Raw genomic sequence first — 18667 nt, forward strand, 5'->3', positions numbered from 1 at the left:
GAGCATAGATGAATAAAAACGTAACAACCGCTTATGAGCAGCCAGTTAATGATGATGGTAATGTTCTGGTAGCAGATTTTACAGCACAAAAGACAAATGACGTTGTGCAGAGCATTACGGTGTCGGTCAACACGATACCTGGCTATCAAACGAATAAAGAAAAGGTTATTACTGCCTTTGATGAATTCCTAAAAATTATTCAATCAGAAAATGTTCAAACACCTGATGAAACAGTGCCGATTGTAAGTGAATCAGATGCCAATAGCACTAGCGATTCAACTTCTGATAGCATGTCAGCGTTGAGTCAATGAAAGGAGGTGCGTAAATGATATGAGTGCTGAACATATTTTAATACTAATAGGAGAGATTGGTGTCACTGTGGGGCTGTTTTATGGATTGTTCAATTATTTATTCAAGAACTCATTCAATGAGGCTATTGACCCTTTGAAGAATGCTGTAAACGCTTTATCTGACAATGTAGCTAATCAGACTAAAATATTAGAAAAAAGTTTGCAACAGATTGAAGACATTGAAAGAGAAGTAAACGGTCACGAAACAAGGCTGCAACTTTTAGAACATGAAAGGATGGACAAATGAATAATTTAAAACGATGGGTGATTGCTTCTATTGGAGCAGTTGCCTTTTTAGTTGCCACGATTTCAGGTGTATCAGCCAATACAAATGGTATTGACGTTGCCAGTTATCAAGGCACAACCACAAGCTATTTCAGCCAGTTTAAGAGCTATGGTGATAATTTCACCATGGTTAAGCTAGGTGGACGAGGCGGTGGTGAGGGTAGTCATTATGTGAACCCTAAAGCCTACGCCCAAATTCATAACGCTGATGCCGTAGGTATGCAAACAGGTGGTTATTTCTGGGGGCAGTTTGGTGATTCAGTTAGTGAAGCGAGTTATCACGCACAACTAGCTGTACAAGACGCACAGAACGCTGGATTAGCTAAGGGTAGCTACATCGCATTGGATTATGAAGCAGGCGCTGGTGCTAACAAGGCTAACAACACTACGGCTATTTTGACGTTCATGGATCAGATTTACGCTGCTGGTTACAAACCAATGTTTTATAGCTACACAAGCTACGTCAATTCATACGTTGATTTAACCCGTATCAATGCACGTTATCCAAATGCTTTGTGGTTAGCTTGGTACTTAACCACCGCACATCAAGCAACACCACCTATGCAATACTTCCCAAACTATTCCAACGTGAAGATTTGGCAGTATGCAGATAATCACTACGGTGTTGACGGTAACGTTATGGTGGTTGGTTCATTGGATAATGATAAGCCAGCCGAACAAACAGCTTCAAAGCCATCACAGTCAACTAACACACCAAGTACACCCGAAAAGACACGTTATGCAACCTTTAGCGGTGTCTACGTGGCTGATTACTGGACTAAGTACAATAACAAAATGTACGGTGTCAACATTGATATGAGTATTCCAGTGATTGATTACAACAACTATATTCCTATCTCAGCCTTAACTTTGACTGACCGATACGGTAATAAGTTGAAAAATCAATACATTCAAGGCAACAACGGACGTATGGAATACTTCACTTTGACTGGCAAGTACAAGGTCATTTCACAGACGGCAACGACCATCAATGTTGAAATTGGTGGTGAGCCAGTGTCAATGATGAAGTCGTTTGCAACAATCAAATAAGGAGATCACATGCAAGTAAATAGTATTTCAGATGTTATTATCGCAATCGCTTTGGCAGCTATTCCAATCATTGGTGGTTGGATTGGTAAAGTCATTACTGGTAATAGCAAAGCTACAACGTTGATTAACGTTCTATCACCACTGGCAAAGGCTGCAATCGTAGCTATGCAAAAGTTAGGTGTGACACAATACCTAAATGGCGAAGCCAAGAAGTTAGGTGCCGTTGATATCGTTAAAAAAGCGCTATTAACATTAGGACTTTCAAATGCAAATGAAACAATAATCAAGAACGCTATTGAAAAAGAATACGCTACATTGATTAATGAACTGAATCAGACGTACCCACAGATGACGGCTGAACAAGCTAAAGCGCAAGAAGCAGCAGCACAACAAGCTAGTGAAGTAGCTAAGGCTGATGAATTAGCCAAAGCACAACAGGCATTAGCTGACGCACAAGCAAAGGTTAACGCCTTACAAAATTGAATATAATAAAGCCCGCCCGACTTGATTATTTCTGGTTGGGCGGTTTTTTATTGCCAATATATTTGTGGTGTGATACTCTTAGATTAAAATTATACATTTGGAGAAAATTATGAATTGGGCTGTATTGTTGATGATTTTGGAAGGTGCATCTTATGTTGCAACCATAATCGGTGTTGTTGGTGTTTTTTTAGCGATTGGTTCGTATAGAGATAGTCAAAAATTAAAAACAAAAAAGGAATTAGCTGAGATAGAAAATGCCAAAAACAAAAGAGTTCAAAATTCGATTGATGTACTGCGCAGTTTTGCAACAAACATTATTCCTGGAATTAGCGAACAAGAGAGCAGTTGGCCAAGTGTTTTTGTAGAGATGAAAAAACAGGTAGTTGATCAGGCTAATGAAAAGTTTAGAAAAAGAGGAATTACTAAGAAAATTACGGAAAAGGAATTGCCCGATGATTTAATTAAAAAGCTAACTACCAATGCTAAAATGAGCACGGGTATGCCTGATACTTTTAATAATTTAGAACAACTTTCAATTTATATGAACTACGGGATGGTAGAAGATGACTTAGCATATCCAATAATTCATAATGTTTTTTTGAACTTTGTAGATCGTAACGGTGATGTTCTTGATGTTCTGCAAAGTGAGGAGGCTCCTTTTGCTAATATTCATAAATTGCATAACGATTGGAAAAAAAGGAATAAAATCGATTCAATTGACAAACAGAAAAAACAGTTAGATAATGAAAAGAAGAAGTTAGAAAATGAGTCATAAGGAGAAATAATCATGGTGACACAAGTTTTTGACGAAATATCTGCAGCGATTACAGAATCTATTATTAAACAAGCAAAGGAAAGCAATGAAAAAATTTTTTCCCAGGAATTAGTAAAGGCATCCAACGGATCACGTCCGATGGCGACATTAAAAAGGAAGCCTAAACTAGGTTGAAAAGGCCTGCATTTAGGCTTTTTTATTTGCCCCAAACCCGCACAAGTGATACTATTAAATAGCCCAAGAACATGATGATGAGTTACTTCCAATTTCGAATCTGATATGTTTGTTGGGTTTTTGTTTGCAATTAAAATTCAAATAGCTTACAATAAGTAAGTCTTATGTCGACACTACCCAGCAATCATTATCGGAACTAGACCTAGATGTCTACCGATATCGCACAATGATCGTTGGGTTTTAATCTGTGATAAAATAGAATCGTAGTTCTTTCAAGAGTGGACTACAGACCCAACAATCGGTTTCATGCTCTCGCGAGCTCTTCCTTATGGGATCGTTTTCAACTTGTTGGGTTTTATTAATAACTAATTTTGATTTTAATAAACGGTAGTGGTATTATTAGAGACGATATATTTTGATATAAACTAGCAGACGGCAGGTAGTACCTGCTTTTTGTTTGCATTTTGAAATTCAAGGGGTATGATTATATTTGGCTCAACAACCAAAATATATTACATTAGCTAACGCTTTATTATTCTCTAAATTACGATTACATGGTTGTTGAGCTTTTATTTGCTTTCAAAAAATAAGAGTGATAACATGAAGTCAGCCCAACAATCGCTATCAGAGTTTAACGTCCATCCTTCTGATATCTGCGCAGATTGTTGGGTTTTAATATTCATTTAAATTTGATTAAATATAATTTGCTTGCTCGGCAGGACGTTGGGGAACTGATTAGTATTTGTTATTACTCCTGCCGGGTTCTTGTACGTACATAGAGATAAATATAAGTGTATAATCGTATCCGTAATACTTCCTCGTATTATATTAGTTCGCCAGATGAACACACCCAGTTTATCAAATGGCGGGCATTTTTATTTGCTATATATTAGTAAGTCATATATAATGATTCATGTAGTTTTTTTATAAAACTACTCCCTAAATGCTCAATCGGTTAGTTCGACATCTAACCGATTTTTTATTTGATAACTATTATTAAGTAAGTTAAAATAATATATGTGCTTTCTTCACCAAAGAAAATACATTAATAAGATAGAAAACGCTCAACCGGATTAAATTCTAGTTGAGCTTTTTTTATTTGGAAAAAAATTGTAGCACTATTGTAGCACTCGAACGATAAAATAGTGAAAACTTATGAAAACTAAAAACAACTAAAAACAACTATAAATCCTTACACACCAATGTTTAAGTAACAAAAAACCGCTATACCAGTAATCCTGATACAGCGGTCAAAATGCGTTGAGGGGGAGTCGAACCCTCGACCTGCCGGGTAGAAACCGGCTGCTCTATCCAGCTGAGCTACCAACGCGTACTTTACTATGATACCATTTTAGAACGATTCATGAAAGAGTTTTTTTAATTCGTTATTTGATTTATACTAGAGTTAGATAAACTTGGAGAATATTTATGAGAAAAGCCTTTATTGCACTAGCAGCAATTGTTGTTGCATTACTTGTTGCCTTTATTACGTTCAGTCAACAGCCCAAATATGCTGGTGTTTCAATGCCAAAAGATGACTATCAGCATTTGAAAACGTCACGTTCCGACATAAAAGCGCTAATTAGTGATTTGAACAAATTTAATTATAAAAAGCAAGCAACGATGTCGGCCATTGAAAAAGATGCTGACAAAATCATAAAAAACAATCGTAGTAATTTAAGTGAGGCTGATGCTCAATCATTGCGAGATGCATTGTATGGGAAAAATGGTATCGTTACAATTGCGAAAGCAGCTCAAACAGGCAAGTATAACATTGATGGTAGCGTGGCCTCACGCTTTCACAGCGCATTTGATACTATTATTTTAATGTCAGTTAACGCAATCAACAAGAGTTCGGCGCAGAGGGCTGATATTGTTGCGCAAATGAAAAGTGATTTGAATATTGAGCAGGCTATTTATCAAATTGGTGCTAAGCACGAAGAATAGTTAAGAGATAAGAAATGCTGTGATCTACTTTTTGAGGGTCATAGCAGTTTTTATTTGCTACATGTATGGCACAATAAAATAACATAAGTAAATTAGCATTGCAATTTGAACACAAACACCAATTATACCGGCGATAATCATGTGACTATTATGAATAACGATGCCAATGATTAAAATCGTAATTAAGATTAAGGTGTAGATAAATAATAAAGTGAAGGCTGACATGATTTTCCTCATACAACTTATATGAAGATATTCTAACACAATTAACGTTATTTAGTTGTCTTCAGATACTCGATAAGGTATTAATTATAAATTAATGCTTCAAAATAGTTGGTTAATATGACCTAAAACATGTTCGAAATTTGTTGGTTATGCACATAGCTAAATGTGACTGACATGATATGATATCACTTAAGGTGACTCCGCAACACAAAACATTCTAATTCAACTATTCCTTTTCATAATTCTGAGTTTGAAAAACGTTTACCCCAACAATGGGAGCCACCGTACATAGCTTCAAATCATCACAAGTTTATTACTTTTGGTTAGCGATAGAGATGGTATAATAAAAACAAATGCTGCAAAGGAGGATAAAACTGTGTCCAAGAAAATTGACGCTCGCATTGTGCGCACGCGGCAAATTATTCAATCAGCAACTATTGCTTTATTGACAACGCAACCTGGATTTTCGATTACAACATTACTAGCACGCGCCGATATTACGCGGGGAACTTTTTATAAGTATTATGCCAATAAAGAACATTTGATTTCTGAAGTCAATGATGTCATATTGAATGATTTATTGTTACATACAAAAGAAACTTTTATTGTTGCTGAAATGATTGCCAGTGTCAGCCGCCAAGCCGCTTTTTATAATGCGGTGTTGAATCATCATGCCGATCCTTCTTTCCAGCATGCACTGTTTGATCGTCTCAGGACGCAAATGCAAACCAAAGTGAATGCATCAGCTCAGGATGTTAATCGACGATTGCAATATCAGTGGGAGACAATTAATGCAGGCTTCTGGGCTATGATTGCGCGGTGGTTGAGTGATGATATGAATATGACACAAGATGATTTGCTGCAAGAATTCGCAGTTTTATGGCGAGGCAATCCGACTGTTATCAAAGATACGGGGTTAGGTTTATTTGACTTTACGCCTAAAGCCGCAAAATAGCGCATTAGATTTGACTAATGCATTTTCAACTGGTAAAATATAAGGGTTGTTAGCAAAGCTACAACCACTCAGATCAGGTTAAAGCATGTTTGGGACTAGGGCCTAACCGCCTGTGATGGTGAGTCTAAGTATAAGGAGAATTCAATAATGGCATATGCAATTATTGTAACTGGCGGCAAACAATACAAAGTCGCTGAAGGTGACACAATTTTCGTTGAAAAGTTGGACGCAGCTGAAGGTGAAAAGGTAACTTTTGACCAAGTTGTTCTGACTGATTCAAAAATTGGTACACCATTTGTTGATGGTGCAAAGGTAGAAGGCACAGTTGAAAAGCAAGGCAAGCAAAAGAAGGTTGTTACTTTCAAGTACCGTGCCAAGAAGCATTCACATACTAAGCAAGGCCACCGCCAACCATATACACGCGTGAAGATTGATTCAATCGCGTAATCATTACTACTTGTAAAGGAGAAATAGACTTATGTTGATGAATCAAGAAAACTTGCAAATGTTCGCTCACCACAAAGGTGGCGGATCTTCAGCCAACGGTCGTGACTCAGCAGGTCGTCGTTTAGGCACTAAAGTTGCTGACGGACAAGATTTGACTGCTGGCTCAATCATTTACCGCCAACGTGGTACGCATATTTATCCAGGCGTAAACGTTAAAAAGGGTGGCGATGACACATTGTTTGCTTTGACAGACGGTGTTGTTAAGTTTGAGCGTAAAGGTCGCGAAAAGCGTCAAGTATCTGTTTATACACGTGAACAATACAATGAAATCGTTGCTGCTGCCAAGTAAGTAGCTATTCTAAAGACTGACTTAGGTCAGTCTTTTTTGCTATAATGAAAGCAGAACGAGAAAAGAGATTATTATGACAAAATATTACGAAGCACGGCTTAAAAAATTACAAGCACTTTTAAAAAAGCTTGATTTAGACGGTATGATTGTATACCAAGGGTTTAACACAAAATATCTAACAGGTTTTGATGGCGGAACTGGTGATGGGGTTGTCCTTGTTAGTTTAAATCAAGCACGACTGATTACAGATGCTCGATATGAAGAAGACTATAAAGATCGTTTGCCTGAAGGGGTTGATTTAAAAATAACTAGGGCATATTACGAAGATGCAGTTGCAACTGCTCAAGAATTTGGTATCAAACATTTGGCTTTTGAAGCAGATATGCCGTATAACATATACGATTATTTAGATGAACTATTACCTGCAAACATTGAATTTGATGCACTGCCAAGTGCTATTGAAACTTTGCGAGAAGTAAAAGATGAAAGTGAATTGGCTGCGCTAAGACTTGCAGCCACAGCATCTGTCAAAGCTTTTCAAGATTTAATACCATTTATTCAACCAGGTAAAACAGAGCGCGAAGTGGCCAACGAATTAGATCGTTTACAAAAAAAATATGGTGCTGAAAAAGCTTCATTTGACACAATTGTGGCTTCAGGATATCGTTCAGCGTTACCCCATGGGGAAGCAACAGATAAGGTAATAGCTGATGGTGAATTGGTAACAATTGACTTTGGCTATTATGTCGATGGTTATACATCAGACGTTACGCGGACCATCGCTGTCGGCCAAGTGAGTGACGAATTAAAAGAAATTTATGATATTGTTAAACAAGCAAATGAAAATGCCATTGCCATTGTCAAACCCGGCATTTCAGGTAGCGAAATTGATAAAGTTGCTCGTGATTACATTTCGGAGCATGGTTATGCTGAACAGTACAATCATGGTGGCGGTCACGGTGTGGGGCTTGATATTCATGAAGGACCTGCGATAAGTCCACGTTCTAGTGACGAAATGCAGGCTGGTCATTTATTGACAATTGAACCTGGCATTTACCTTGGTGGCAAGGGTGGTGTTCGTATTGAAGATGATGTCATTGTGACTGCAGACGGATACGAAAATTTGACAGCCAATTTGTCAAAAGAATTGTTGGTGATTGGAGTTTAATATGGCACAAACACGATTAGATTTTTTGGTGTTTTATCGCGGAAATTTAGTCAATGGGTTTGATTACGTTTATATAAAACGTCATGAGGGACATGCTTTTTGGCAAAGTGACAGCAAATCACAAGAAGCTAAAGATATTTTGGATCCGGAATTCGATTTTTATAATCCTCACTATAATGACCAAGGGGAGCCATTTAATTGGCGCTATCGGGAAGATTGGGTTGATATGACCAATGTATGGGATCATTTTTCTCAAGAAGCCATGGCTTATATTAAAACATGGTTAACTGAATATCGTGGACCATCGTATGATGATCCGAGCCGAAATGACGAATGGGGTGTCCGCTACCAGATTCCTGGTCAGCCGGAACGCCTCATTTGGGGATTAAATGCTTTTCCAGCAAATTTGGATGATTTTTCAGAGTTTGTGTATCGTTTTGGCAAGTAGTTGGTGGAGAGGGTTTTGTAAACAATGAATTTTTATACAGCAGATACCCATTTTTATCACGATAGTTTATTAACTAGTCAAGTTTTTTCTCCACGCTCACAATTTTTGACGGTAGCAGATATGAATGAGACAATCATTAACCATTGGAATGCTAAGGTGAAGCCTAATGATACTGTCTATCATCTTGGCGACATTGCAATGAAATATACTAAACCGGCTAGCTTGATCATGGCTCAGACATTTGACATTTTATCGCATTTAAATGGTCATATTGTGTTGATTAAAGGCAATCATGATAGCAGTGCTTTGTTCAAATATTTGGCCCAACAACAGCTAAATAGCCAAAATGGTCAACCAAAATTTGACTTTCATGAGGTTGGGGTCAGGTTGAAATTTGATCATCACGAAGTGTTTTTAACGCATTATCCGATGATGTTAGGTTTGACCAAAAATCAAATTAATCTGCATGGTCACATTCACAATTATAGTGTTCATGCTAAGGAAAATATTAATGTCGGTGTAGATTCACCTGATATTGATTATTTGCCCAGCAATAGTGTGCCATTTGGTGCGCCTTTGAGTGAAAATGAAGTAATAGCGATTATTGCTGGGAAAAAGAGAGACTATTTGCAGCGCGTATAGGAGGGGTGTTATGGAAACAATTCACATATTACATACAAATGATATCCATTCGCACCTTGAAAATTGGCCACGCGTATCACGATTTTTACATGAAAAACAAAGATCATATAGCGAAGTAGTTACATTTGATATTGGCGACGCGATTGACAGGTTACACCCCCTCACGGATGCAAGTATGGGCTGGGCAAATATTGAATTGATGAACAATTGTCATTATGATGGGGTAACAATTGGTAATAATGAGGGCCTCGTGTTGTCTCATGAGGCACTTAATCATTTATATGATAAAGCAAATTTTGATGTCTTATTAGCAAACCTGAAAGAATTACCCAATGATAGTCAACCAAAGTGGGCGCAGGAATATAAAATTTTAACAACGGGGATAGGGACAAAAATTGGTGTTTTGGGTCTAACGGCACCGTATGAACTAACATATCCACCGCTAGGTTGGCAGCCGCATGATGTTGACGACACGTTAGACCGTTTGCTGCCAATAATCAGAGAAAAATCAGATGTTATTGTTCTGCTATCTCACTTGGGATTGCCAACAGACGAGCGACTCGCTAAAAAGTATGATATTGACGTTATCCTTGGGGCTCATACACATCATTTGTTACCCCACGGCAAAGTGATTAATCAGACAATTTTGGCAGGGGCCGGTCGCTATGGTGAAAATATTGGCGATGTTACTTTAACGATGGAAGATCATAAAATTATTGATCAAGCGGCAAGGACAACACCGGTTTATGAGTTGCCAGAGTCTGTTGACGACTTTAATTTAATTAAAGGGTGGCTTAATGCAGGGCGTCATGAACTAGAATCGCAGCATGTCGCAGTTTTGCCAAGAACAATTGGTACTGATGAGCAAGCCTATGATGCTTTGCGTGCTTTGAAGCGTTTCTATCAAGTGCCTGCTGCACTTGTGTCAACTGGCATGTTTGTAGAAGATTTGCCTGAGGGCGAGCTGAGTCGCTACGAGTTATTAGAAAGTATGCCACATGCGATCAACCCGATGCTAATCACACTAACTGGGACACAAATTAAAAACTTGATGATCAGCATTGAAAAACAGACAGCTGAGTTGGCCAACTTTCCCATGAAAGGTAGTGGTTTTAGGGGAAAAGTATTTGGTTACATGCGTTTTGATGGTATTGATCGGCAGCAAGATGGTCAAATTTTATATCATGGCGAGAATCTAATAATGGATCAATCCTATCAGATTGCGACATTGGATCATTATAAATGGATTCCATTTTTTCCAATTATTGCTGACGCACCAAGTGAAATTGCGTTAAACATTATTTTACGTGAATTAATGGCAGACTACTATACTGACAAATATAATAAGGATAACTAATGGATCACGATACACTTAAAGAAAAAACGATAGCGCAGCAAGCAGAGAGAAAATCCGTTTACCGTGTGACGCGGCGCGGTGATGAAATCGAAATAGATCGTTTAACGTTAGAATTGGTTGATAATTTTAAAGACGCTTTTGATGTCGATAAATTAGCCATTCGGTATACACCATTGTTAGCCCAATATGATTATATAGTGGGTGATATTTCAGCTGAACAATTGCGGCTAAAAGGTTTCTACCACAATGATAAGTCGGTGGCTAACCAAGATAAAATACAAACCTTACAAGATTATTTATATGAGTACGTTAATTTTGGTGCACCTTATTTTGTGCTAGAAAATATCAATCCTCGCGTCAGAGAGGCACGTGAAAATACTTCACATAAACCAAATACTAAGCCAAAGCGCGAATCCAAAGATAATAAACAGCGTCCAAAAACAAAATCAAAGTCCAAAAATGGAAAACCATCGACTAAAAAAGCACCAACGAAAAAACGTGCATTTACAATTAAACAAAAATAAGCTTAACCTGTTTGGTTAAGCTTATTTTTTAATCATCTTCGGTTTCAGGAAAATAACTCACACCATCTTGTGACACGATCATTGCAGAGTTAAAAGTGATTTTGATGACTACCCAATCATTGTTATCCAGATCACCAACTGTATCATACCAACCATCAATTTGATCTTTAAATAACGGCACGACTGTCTGAATCGGTGTTTCTAAAATTTCAGCAATAGCATCGTTTGAGCCGACCCAAGCATTTTTTTCATTGCTTGGGGCAGTAGTAAATGACACATGAGGATTGTTCTCAATTTCTTTTACTTTTGTCGATTGTCGGAAAGTTGTAATATAGAAAAAGTTTGTCAGTGTTTCAGGTAAAGCATAATAAGTAAACCGATTTGATGGGTGTGTGCCGTCAAGACTTATGGTAGCAATATTAACAACATGCACGCCGAGACGTAGTGCTTCTTCAACTGGGGACATAAGATACCTCACTATTCGTATTTTAATACTATTATAGCTGTTGAATGTGAACAAATTGTGAATTTAGGAAAAATAAAAAAGCGCGGACAGCGCTTTTTTAAATACTAGTCAAGTGGTACATCAACTGCCCAACCTTCAGGACCTTCTTGATCGCCATATTGGATCGCCGTCAAACGATCATATAGTTTTTGAGTCCACGGTCCGACTTCAGTTTCAGAATAGAAGACATGCTTATTACCTTGATGTGTAATTGATCCTACTGGCGAAATGACGGCAGCAGTTCCCATTGCACCGGCTTCAGCAAACTGATCAAGATCATTGATGGAAATTGTTGTCTCTTCAGCTTTTAGACCAAGCTCTTGTGCTACAGCAAGCAAAGAGTACTTTGTGACTGAAGGCAAAATAGAAGGAGATTTTGGTGTCAAGAAACGGCCATCTTTTGTGATGCCAAAGAAGTTGGCTGATCCAAGTTCTTCAATGTTTTCATGAAGACGTGGATCAAGATAAACAACATCCGAATATCCGGCTTTGTGGGCCTCATCACCTGCTAACATGGAAGCACCATAGTTACCGCCAGCTTTGGCTGCACCAGTACCGCCGTGTGCTGCACGATCATAATGATTAGTGACATAAGCGGTTGGTGTTAAGCCACCCTTATAATAGGCGCCAACGGGTGTTGCATAAACTTCAAAAACATAATTATCAGCCGGATGAACACCAACCACTGGACCACCACCAAATTCAAAAGGACGCAAATAAAGTGTTGCACCAGTGCCATATGGGGGAATAAAGTCTTGGTTGGCTTTGGCCACTTCCTTCAAAGCACGTAAAAAGAGTTCTTCGGGTACAGGCGCCATCATCAAACGATCAGCGGAATTTTGCAAGCGCTTGGCGTTACGGTCAGGACGGAACAAGTTAGCACCACCATCTTTTCGACGGTATACTTTTAATCCTTCAAAAATATTTTGGCCATAGTGAAGGCCAGTTGCAGCTTCATTCACTGGAATGTTGGCATCTGTTTCAAGGCCACCTTCACTCCATTTACCATCTTTATAATAAGCTCGGAAACGATAGGGAAGATCATGATATTCAAATCCCAAGTTATCCCAATCAAAATCTTCGGGTTTTGCTTTCTGTTGTTCAGACATTGTCCATCCTTCTTTCTTAGAGAAATATGATAAAACTACTATAACGCTTAGAAACAAATTGTGCAACCCTTCATTTTTTCAAGGCGACCATGTGCAGTTTAAACAAATCATGTATAATAAGGTTATAATTAATGGGGTTAACCAGAATTGGAGATTAAAATGACATTACTACTTGCAGTTAAGGCACTGACGCAAGAAAACAGAGATTTTCTTGCGCAGTATGATATTGATGTTGTGACACCTGACACAATAACTGATGATCAACTATCAGAAGTAGTTATTAGCTATGCTTGGGATAACACCATCGGCAGCAAAATATTAAGCTTACCAAATACCAAATTAAAATGGATTCAGGCACAGTCTGCAGGTGTGGATTACTTACCGTTATCTTTATTAGCACAGCGTGGTATCACTGTCACAAATGCGAGTGGTTTGAAAGCATTGCCAATCGCTCAAACAGTATTGGGTTATTTGCTATATTTTGCTCGGGGATTAAATGTCTATGCTACACGTACTCACTGGGAACCATTCACTGATCAATATTTAATTAGTGAATTGCCTGTTTTAGTTTTTGGTACAGGTCGAATCGGACAACAAATTGCCCATCATATCAAGGCTTTCGGTGGTAAAGTCTATGGTGTCAACACAAGTGGGCGACCAGTAGCAGGCTTTGACGAGACGTTTCCAATGACGGACTATCAAGCTGGTTTAGCTAAAGCACAAGTCATTGTCGATGGGCTACCTGGGACAAAAGATACAGAGAATTTTTTTGATGATCATTTCTTTGCGCAGTTTAACCAACTCTTTTTGTTTATAAATATTGGACGAGGCACCACTTTGAATCAATCCGCTTTACTTGAAGCAATTGATGATTCTCGTGTTAAATATGCTGCGTTAGATGTAACAACGCCTGAACCATTACCTCATGATCATCCGTTATTTGAACGGCCACAAATTTTGCTAACCCAACATACCAGTTGGGGGGAGAATATTAATGCGGGTCGGGTAGGTGGCTTATTCAGGCTCTTTGAAAAAAATGTACCTAGTTTTATGAAAGACCAAACATTTGTCCAAAATGTGGTTGATTTGAACAAAGGATATTAAATTGATTAATTGCTTTACTAGCATAAAAAATGCTAATTTAAAAAGATTATTGAAAAAAATGACGTCCAATCAACGCCAGTAGAGAGGATTTTATTCATGGTTTTAACACATCCACTAGTAATTGTGTCGTTTGATGCATTGGGGGCTGAGGATGTCGCTCAACATCTTGAGATGATGCCTAATTTGGCGCAGTTAATACAGCGTGGGGCTCATGTCAAAAAAGTGGAAGGCATTTATCCAACTTTAACCTATCCATCGCATACGTCAATTATGACAGGTGTTTATCCAGCAAAGCACGGTATTGTTAATAACACTAAAATACAACCAGAACGTGGTGACTCACCAGACTGGTATTGGTATGCTAAAGATATTCAAGTACCTACTTTATTTGATTTAGCGCATCGAAAAGGACTCAAAACGGCAGCTTTTTTGTGGCCGGTGTCGGCAAAAGCACCAATTACTTGGAATATTGCTGAGATTTTTCCTAATCGAATTTGGACGAACCAAGTGTTGGTGTCATTTAATGCCAGTACCCCATATTTTATGTTTGATATGAACCGTCGTTTTGGTCAATTGCGTAACGGTATTAAGCAACCTAATTTGGATAATTTTATTACCGCTGCTGCGGTTGATACGATAAAAAATAAAAAACCAGATTTGTTAGCTATTCATTTAGTTGATATGGATGCACATCGTCATCAGTTTGGGGTGCGTTCGGCAGAGGCTTACGCTGCTTTAAAGCGTCTTGATGCGCATCTTGGCGAATTAATGGCAGCCACAAAAGAGGCTGGTAATTTTGAAAATACGAATTTTGTTGTTCTTGGTGATCACTTCCAAATTGATGTTAATCATATGATTCATCTTAATCAGTTGTTTGCCGAGCAAGGCTGGTTAGTTGTCACTGACAAAGGCTTAATTGATGGGGATTGGCGTGTGTTAGCCAAGACCACTGATGGATCGACATATGTCTATATCAAAGATGATAGTTTACAAGATAAGGTTCGGTCAATTGTTAACCAAGTTCAAGGTGTTGAAACAATTTATCAGCCAAGTGATCTGATCAAATGGCATATCAATCCAGAAGCCGCTTTCATTATTGAGGCACAAAATGGTTATTTCTTTACTGATGAAGTTAACCGTTCAGCGGTCGTTGAAGCGACTGATGATGCTGATTTGGGCACGAGTGATCGCTATAAAGCGGTCCATGGTTTTCGACCAGATAAGTCCGATTATCAGACAACATTGGTATTAGCTGGTCCAGATGTCGAACATATTACGATTGAGGATGCGCGTTTGGTTGATGAAGCACCCACGTTTGCTAAATTTTTGGATGTTGAATTTGAGAATGTGTTAGATGGGATACCCTTGGAAAAAGTAATTAAAAAATAAGCCCGGTGTCATATATGGACTTTATATCATGTAATGGAGTAGTGATGTGCAAAATAGAGGATTAACTACCCAAGAGAAAAGTTGGGTGTTGTATGATTGGGCCAATTCTAGCTTTGGTATTATTGTGGTGACAGCAGTATTGCCAATTTGGGTGGTCAAAGTGGGCCAAAACACAGGCTTTTCCGGCGCTCAGACAACAGCTTTTTGGTCGTATGCTAACGCTTTTTCGACTTTTTTGGTCGCTATTGCTGCGCCAATTTTAGGTGCGATTGCGGATTATGCTGGATTCAAAAAAAGATTATTTACTTGGTTTACGCTGATTGGTATTATTGTATTATTGGAACCGTTGGTTTAGCATTGGTGCCTGATAATAAAATATGGTGGTTATTATTTATTTTTATGCTTGCTAATATTGGTTATAGCGCTGCAAATATTTTTTATGATGCTTTTTTAACAGATGTTACAACTGATATACGTATGAATCGCGTGTCAAGCGCTGGTTATGGTTTTGGATACTTGGGTGGTGTAATACCTTTTGTCATTTTTTATTTATTGCGAGGACTGATGACGCCAACAACAGGGGTTATGTTTGCTTTTATGTTGGCATCAGTATGGTGGTTGTTATGGACGATTCCGATGTGGCGTACAGTAAACCAAGTGAATTTTTTGCCTACGCCGCAACAACCATTCACAGAAGCCATACAAAGAATAATAACAACAATCAAAAATATTGCCAAATATCCAGATATTGCATGGTTTCTCTTAGCCTATTTTTTTTATATCGACGGTGTTAATACAATTTTTACTGAGGCAACAATGTTTGGCGCTGCTGTTGGCATCAAAATGACAACTTTATTAACCGTTTTATTGGCAGTTCAAATTATAGCTTTCCCATCATCGATTATTTACGGGCGATTGGCAAACTATTTTGGTACACGCAAAGTTTTGGTCGGCGGCATTACCATTTATATTGGTATTACCATTTATGCGTTGTTCATTCATCATGCGATAGAATTTTTTGTATTAGCTATTTTGGTCGGTACATCGCAGGGTGGTATACAGGCTCTATCAAGATCATATTTCGGTAAGCTGGTACCAAAAGACCAAGCCAGTGAATTTTTTGGGTTTTATAATATATTTGGAAAATTTAGCGCCATATTAGGGCCCTTATTGTTCGGAACAGTCGCACAAATGACTGGGCAAGTGCAATTAGCGGCTGGATCATTAATTGTGCTATTTGGTGTCGGTTTGGCTGTCTTCATATTTACGCCAACCCGTGCCGACTAATATACATGCAGTTTTTGTACTGAAGCACCATGTTTGGTGCTTTTTTTTGATGACGTAGTAGGATTGTTCGTTCAAATCAATTTAACACAGACGTGATATATGTTAAGATATATTTAAGTTATTTTTTCGGAGAAGTCAAGTGGATAAACAGTTAGAAAAACGTGAAACCAAAATTTTAGCCCGCTATAAAAAGGTAATTAAAAGTTTTGACAAAACCTGGCGCGTGATTGATGACACACGTGTGCCCATTTTACGTGAAGTTCTCAGTTGGTTAGACCATCCTGACACTAAACTCAAAATCATTCAGATTGCTGGTACGAACGGTAAAGGGTCAACAGGCGCCATGTTGGGTGCTGTTTTAAAAGCTAATGGCTACACTTATGGTCATTTTTCTAGTCCTTTCATCATGGATGATCGCGAACAGATTCGTATTAACGGGGAAATGATTACCAAGCAAGATTTTCTGACTTACTATGATCAAGTTGTGGCAACATTTGCCGCCCACGGACATGCAATTGATTATTTATCGTACTTTGAATATTTGACTGTTATTTCCTTATTGGCTTTTGTGGACAACGGTGTTGATATCGTTATCTTTGAAGCTGGTTTAGGTGGCTTGCGAGACGCAACAAATGCCATTGAGGTACCAATGTTGACGGTTTTCACCAAAATTAGCATTGATCATCAAAATCTATTGGGTCACAACATTAAAGAAATAGCCGATAATAAATCAGCGTTAATTAAATCAGGGACATGGGTTATTAATTACGCCGGTCAAGATATTGACGCTACGAAAGTATTGAGAGCTAGAACAGAGGCTGTTGGCGCCCGATGGTTCGAGCACAAGCGTGATGAAATTATAATTTTAAATACAACGCCAGCTGGATTAGATTTGAGTATTAATGGCGAGAGTGGCTATTTTCTAAGTATGTCTGGTGCTTTTCAGGTTCACAATTTTAGTATTGTTTTACAAATAAAAGCAGCATTGATTGAAAAAGGCATGGTCTTTGACCGCGCAAAAACAAAACAAGGATTGGCGAATGTCAGAATATTAGGTCGCATGAATTATCATGAAGACACCAACATTTTGTTTGACGCAGCTCACAATGTTGATGGTATTAGGGGACTGGTATCGGCGCTGAATGCTTGGCACTTGAAAATCAAGCCAACATTGATTTTAGGCGTGCTAAAAGATAAAGACTATCACGAAATGTTGGATGAAATTGTACCTTTTGTGCAACGGGTCATTACGGTTACACCTAATAATAAAACACGGGCTTTATCAGCAGATGAACTAGCAGCCGATATTTTGTCGGATTATCCCAATATTGAAGTAGAGGTTGCCAACGATGCTTCGGCAGCAATTTCATTGGCCATGAGGGTCCGTGAATCCTCAAAAGCGTTAATTGTGGTGACTGGTTCTTTTTATACCTTGAGTGCTATTCATAGAGAAGGAGGCATTTAATGCGATTTGTTTTAGCTTCAAATAATACTGCCAAAACGGAAGAAGTGGCCGTTTTAGCGCAGGCGATGGGACATCAAGTCGAAAATTATCGAAATGTTCTAGGCGAAACATTAGTTTTTCCAGCAGAAACCACGACTTCTCAAATTGAAAATGCTCGTGTTAAGGCACAATTTGTCCATCAGTATTTACCTGATGAATACGTTTTATCAGATGATACTGGCTTATATTTGTCAGCTTTTCCGGATCGCTTTGGTGTTGTGACAGCGCGAGAGTTCAAAGCTGAGGGTATCTTAGGAACTGAAGCAGAGCAACAATATATTCTTGATTTATTGCGTCAACCATCAATAGATCGATCGGGTTATTTATTGGCCGTGATGGGCTTAGCAACGCCGAACAATCGTTTATTAACGGCACAAGGCAAAGGTGGCGTTCGGATTGCAGAAAATAGTCGACGAGGTGATTACATTGATGGCTTAGACAATATTGTTGAAGCTGAAAATGGATTGACTTTGTCAGAAATGTCAATTAATGACGTAATTGATTATCACGACCGTTCTCGCGCTTTGCAGGCACTTGTGAATCTTTTGTGAAAACATCTAGCCCGTGGTAAAATGGGAGAGATGTTTTTT

At 38.4% G+C, this 18667-nt stretch carries 21 protein-coding genes, 1 tRNA gene, 1 pseudogene and 1 other annotated feature; of the genes and pseudogenes, 20 read left to right on the plus strand and 3 right to left on the minus strand.

Translation table 11 applies throughout. The features are described 5' to 3' along the window. The first annotated feature begins 8 nt into the window (after positions 1-8). From FF105_RS05825 to FF105_RS05850, 6 genes are all read left to right on the plus strand, one after another. Positions 9-311, plus strand: a complete 303-nt coding sequence (locus tag FF105_RS05825) for a hypothetical protein (protein WP_290046450.1) — start codon at positions 9-11, stop codon at positions 309-311. A 19-nt stretch (positions 312-330) separates the two neighbouring features. Next, positions 331-597: a hypothetical protein gene (locus FF105_RS05830; RefSeq protein WP_290046451.1), complete on the plus strand. Its 267-nt coding sequence runs from the start codon at positions 331-333 to the stop codon at positions 595-597. Continuing rightward, positions 594-1685 carry a GH25 family lysozyme gene (locus FF105_RS05835; RefSeq protein WP_290046452.1) on the plus strand — a complete coding sequence of 364 codons (1092 nt, stop codon included), beginning with the start codon at positions 594-596 and terminating at the stop codon, positions 1683-1685. The genes FF105_RS05830 and FF105_RS05835 overlap by 4 nt, the downstream gene beginning before the upstream one ends. A 9-nt stretch (positions 1686-1694) precedes the next feature. After that, positions 1695-2168 (plus strand): holin, encoded by a 474-nt coding sequence (locus FF105_RS05840; protein ID WP_290046453.1) that lies wholly within the window; start codon positions 1695-1697, stop codon positions 2166-2168. Positions 2169-2277: 109 nt separating this feature from the next. Beyond that, positions 2278-2943 carry a hypothetical protein gene (locus tag FF105_RS05845; protein WP_290046454.1) on the plus strand — a complete coding sequence of 222 codons (666 nt, stop codon included), beginning with the start codon at positions 2278-2280 and terminating at the stop codon, positions 2941-2943. A 12-nt stretch (positions 2944-2955) separates the two neighbouring features. Beyond that, entirely contained in the window at positions 2956-3117 is a 162-nt protein-coding gene (locus tag FF105_RS05850) for a hypothetical protein (protein WP_290046455.1), read from the plus strand. Positions 3118-4373: 1256 nt separating this feature from the next. On the opposite strand, the gene FF105_RS05855 is transcribed toward FF105_RS05850, so the two are convergent. Further along, positions 4374-4447: transfer RNA gene (locus tag FF105_RS05855), tRNA-Arg, on the minus strand. A gap of 98 nt (positions 4448-4545) precedes the next feature. On the opposite strand from FF105_RS05855, the gene FF105_RS05860 reads away from it, so the two are divergent. The 9 genes from FF105_RS05860 to FF105_RS05900 all read left to right on the plus strand — a co-directional run bounded on the left by FF105_RS05860 (position 4546) and on the right by FF105_RS05900 (position 11179). Further along, positions 4546-5064 (plus strand): hypothetical protein, encoded by a 519-nt coding sequence (locus FF105_RS05860; protein WP_010293303.1) that lies wholly within the window; start codon positions 4546-4548, stop codon positions 5062-5064. Positions 5065-5665: 601 nt separating this feature from the next. After that, complete coding sequence (locus FF105_RS05865; RefSeq protein ID WP_010293306.1) at positions 5666-6244, plus strand: TetR/AcrR family transcriptional regulator; 579 nt, start codon at positions 5666-5668, stop codon at positions 6242-6244. A gap of 52 nt (positions 6245-6296) precedes the next feature. Further along, positions 6297-6380 (plus strand) — a sequence feature (ribosomal protein L21 leader region). Between the two features lie 11 nt (positions 6381-6391). Further along, positions 6392-6691 carry a 50S ribosomal protein L21 gene (gene rplU, locus FF105_RS05870; protein WP_004911533.1) on the plus strand — a complete coding sequence of 100 codons (300 nt, stop codon included), beginning with the start codon at positions 6392-6394 and terminating at the stop codon, positions 6689-6691. 31 nt (positions 6692-6722) lie between these two features. Then, on the plus strand, positions 6723-7040 hold the full coding sequence (gene rpmA / locus FF105_RS05875; RefSeq protein ID WP_002814840.1) for a 50S ribosomal protein L27: 318 nt from the start codon (positions 6723-6725) through the stop codon (positions 7038-7040). Between the two features lie 73 nt (positions 7041-7113). Beyond that, the gene (locus FF105_RS05880) at positions 7114-8208 is read left to right on the plus strand and encodes a M24 family metallopeptidase (protein WP_010294237.1); all 1095 of its coding nucleotides are present in this window, start codon (positions 7114-7116) and stop codon (positions 8206-8208) included. A gap of 1 nt (position 8209) precedes the next feature. Further along, complete coding sequence (locus FF105_RS05885) at positions 8210-8656, plus strand: hypothetical protein (protein ID WP_010294235.1); 447 nt, start codon at positions 8210-8212, stop codon at positions 8654-8656. A 24-nt stretch (positions 8657-8680) separates the two neighbouring features. Further along, positions 8681-9298, plus strand: a complete 618-nt coding sequence (locus FF105_RS05890) for a metallophosphoesterase family protein (protein ID WP_010294233.1) — start codon at positions 8681-8683, stop codon at positions 9296-9298. Between the two features lie 10 nt (positions 9299-9308). Continuing rightward, the gene (locus tag FF105_RS05895; RefSeq protein WP_010294231.1) at positions 9309-10655 is read left to right on the plus strand and encodes a bifunctional metallophosphatase/5'-nucleotidase; all 1347 of its coding nucleotides are present in this window, start codon (positions 9309-9311) and stop codon (positions 10653-10655) included. Beyond that, positions 10655-11179 carry a YutD family protein gene (locus tag FF105_RS05900; RefSeq protein WP_010294230.1) on the plus strand — a complete coding sequence of 175 codons (525 nt, stop codon included), beginning with the start codon at positions 10655-10657 and terminating at the stop codon, positions 11177-11179. Before FF105_RS05895 ends, FF105_RS05900 begins: the two co-directional genes overlap by 1 nt. A 28-nt stretch (positions 11180-11207) precedes the next feature. On the opposite strand, the gene FF105_RS05905 is transcribed toward FF105_RS05900, so the two are convergent. Together FF105_RS05905 and FF105_RS05910 are read right to left on the minus strand one after the other, a co-directional pair. Then, a complete protein-coding gene (locus FF105_RS05905; RefSeq protein ID WP_010294228.1) occupies positions 11208-11645 on the minus strand; it encodes a pyridoxamine 5'-phosphate oxidase family protein in 438 nt (145 codons plus the stop codon). Between the two features lie 104 nt (positions 11646-11749). Continuing rightward, positions 11750-12793 carry a branched-chain amino acid aminotransferase gene (locus FF105_RS05910; RefSeq protein WP_010294225.1) on the minus strand — a complete coding sequence of 348 codons (1044 nt, stop codon included), beginning with the start codon at positions 12791-12793 and terminating at the stop codon, positions 11750-11752. Between the two features lie 159 nt (positions 12794-12952). On the opposite strand from FF105_RS05910, the gene FF105_RS05915 reads away from it, so the two are divergent. The 5 genes and pseudogenes from FF105_RS05915 to FF105_RS05940 all read left to right on the plus strand — a co-directional run bounded on the left by FF105_RS05915 (position 12953) and on the right by FF105_RS05940 (position 18628). Further along, positions 12953-13897: an NAD(P)-dependent oxidoreductase gene (locus FF105_RS05915; RefSeq protein WP_010294223.1), complete on the plus strand. Its 945-nt coding sequence runs from the start codon at positions 12953-12955 to the stop codon at positions 13895-13897. Between the two features lie 96 nt (positions 13898-13993). Continuing rightward, positions 13994-15286, plus strand: coding sequence for an alkaline phosphatase family protein (locus FF105_RS05920; RefSeq protein WP_147651817.1), 1293 nt, complete (start codon positions 13994-13996; stop codon positions 15284-15286). 46 nt (positions 15287-15332) lie between these two features. Further along, positions 15333-16573, plus strand: a pseudogene (locus FF105_RS05930) (MFS transporter). Between the two features lie 139 nt (positions 16574-16712). After that, positions 16713-18038 carry a bifunctional folylpolyglutamate synthase/dihydrofolate synthase gene (locus FF105_RS05935; RefSeq protein ID WP_010294221.1) on the plus strand — a complete coding sequence of 442 codons (1326 nt, stop codon included), beginning with the start codon at positions 16713-16715 and terminating at the stop codon, positions 18036-18038. After that, positions 18038-18628, plus strand: coding sequence for a non-canonical purine NTP pyrophosphatase (locus FF105_RS05940; protein WP_010294218.1), 591 nt, complete (start codon positions 18038-18040; stop codon positions 18626-18628). The genes FF105_RS05935 and FF105_RS05940 overlap by 1 nt, the downstream gene beginning before the upstream one ends. Positions 18629-18667 lie beyond the last annotated feature (39 nt).

Source organism: Leuconostoc sp. UCMA20149 (assembly GCF_030400235.1).
In the GTDB taxonomy this organism is placed as follows: domain Bacteria; phylum Bacillota; class Bacilli; order Lactobacillales; family Lactobacillaceae; genus Leuconostoc; species Leuconostoc pseudomesenteroides.

Bases quoted from the DNA above. Each gene is read 5' to 3' on its own strand.
- FF105_RS05825 (WP_290046450.1), top strand. From the start codon at position 9: ATGAATAAAAACGTAACAACCGCTTATGAGCAGCCAGTTAATGATGAT.
- FF105_RS05830 (WP_290046451.1), top strand. From the start codon at position 331: ATGAGTGCTGAACATATTTTAATACTAATAGGAGAGATTGGTGTCACT.
- FF105_RS05835 (WP_290046452.1), top strand. From the start codon at position 594: ATGAATAATTTAAAACGATGGGTGATTGCTTCTATTGGAGCAGTTGCC.
- FF105_RS05840 (WP_290046453.1), top strand. From the start codon at position 1,695: ATGCAAGTAAATAGTATTTCAGATGTTATTATCGCAATCGCTTTGGCA.
- FF105_RS05845 (WP_290046454.1), top strand. From the start codon at position 2,278: ATGAATTGGGCTGTATTGTTGATGATTTTGGAAGGTGCATCTTATGTT.
- FF105_RS05850 (WP_290046455.1), top strand. From the start codon at position 2,956: ATGGTGACACAAGTTTTTGACGAAATATCTGCAGCGATTACAGAATCT.
- FF105_RS05860 (WP_010293303.1), top strand. From the start codon at position 4,546: ATGAGAAAAGCCTTTATTGCACTAGCAGCAATTGTTGTTGCATTACTT.
- rplU (WP_004911533.1), top strand. From the start codon at position 6,392: ATGGCATATGCAATTATTGTAACTGGCGGCAAACAATACAAAGTCGCT.
- rpmA (WP_002814840.1), top strand. From the start codon at position 6,723: ATGTTGATGAATCAAGAAAACTTGCAAATGTTCGCTCACCACAAAGGT.
- FF105_RS05880 (WP_010294237.1), top strand. From the start codon at position 7,114: ATGACAAAATATTACGAAGCACGGCTTAAAAAATTACAAGCACTTTTA.
- FF105_RS05885 (WP_010294235.1), top strand. From the start codon at position 8,210: ATGGCACAAACACGATTAGATTTTTTGGTGTTTTATCGCGGAAATTTA.
- FF105_RS05890 (WP_010294233.1), top strand. From the start codon at position 8,681: ATGAATTTTTATACAGCAGATACCCATTTTTATCACGATAGTTTATTA.
- FF105_RS05895 (WP_010294231.1), top strand. From the start codon at position 9,309: ATGGAAACAATTCACATATTACATACAAATGATATCCATTCGCACCTT.
- FF105_RS05900 (WP_010294230.1), top strand. From the start codon at position 10,655: ATGGATCACGATACACTTAAAGAAAAAACGATAGCGCAGCAAGCAGAG.
- FF105_RS05905 (WP_010294228.1), bottom strand. From the start codon at position 11,645: ATGTCCCCAGTTGAAGAAGCACTACGTCTCGGCGTGCATGTTGTTAAT.
- FF105_RS05910 (WP_010294225.1), bottom strand. From the start codon at position 12,793: ATGTCTGAACAACAGAAAGCAAAACCCGAAGATTTTGATTGGGATAAC.
- FF105_RS05915 (WP_010294223.1), top strand. From the start codon at position 12,953: ATGACATTACTACTTGCAGTTAAGGCACTGACGCAAGAAAACAGAGAT.
- FF105_RS05920 (WP_147651817.1), top strand. From the start codon at position 13,994: ATGGTTTTAACACATCCACTAGTAATTGTGTCGTTTGATGCATTGGGG.
- FF105_RS05940 (WP_010294218.1), top strand. From the start codon at position 18,038: ATGCGATTTGTTTTAGCTTCAAATAATACTGCCAAAACGGAAGAAGTG.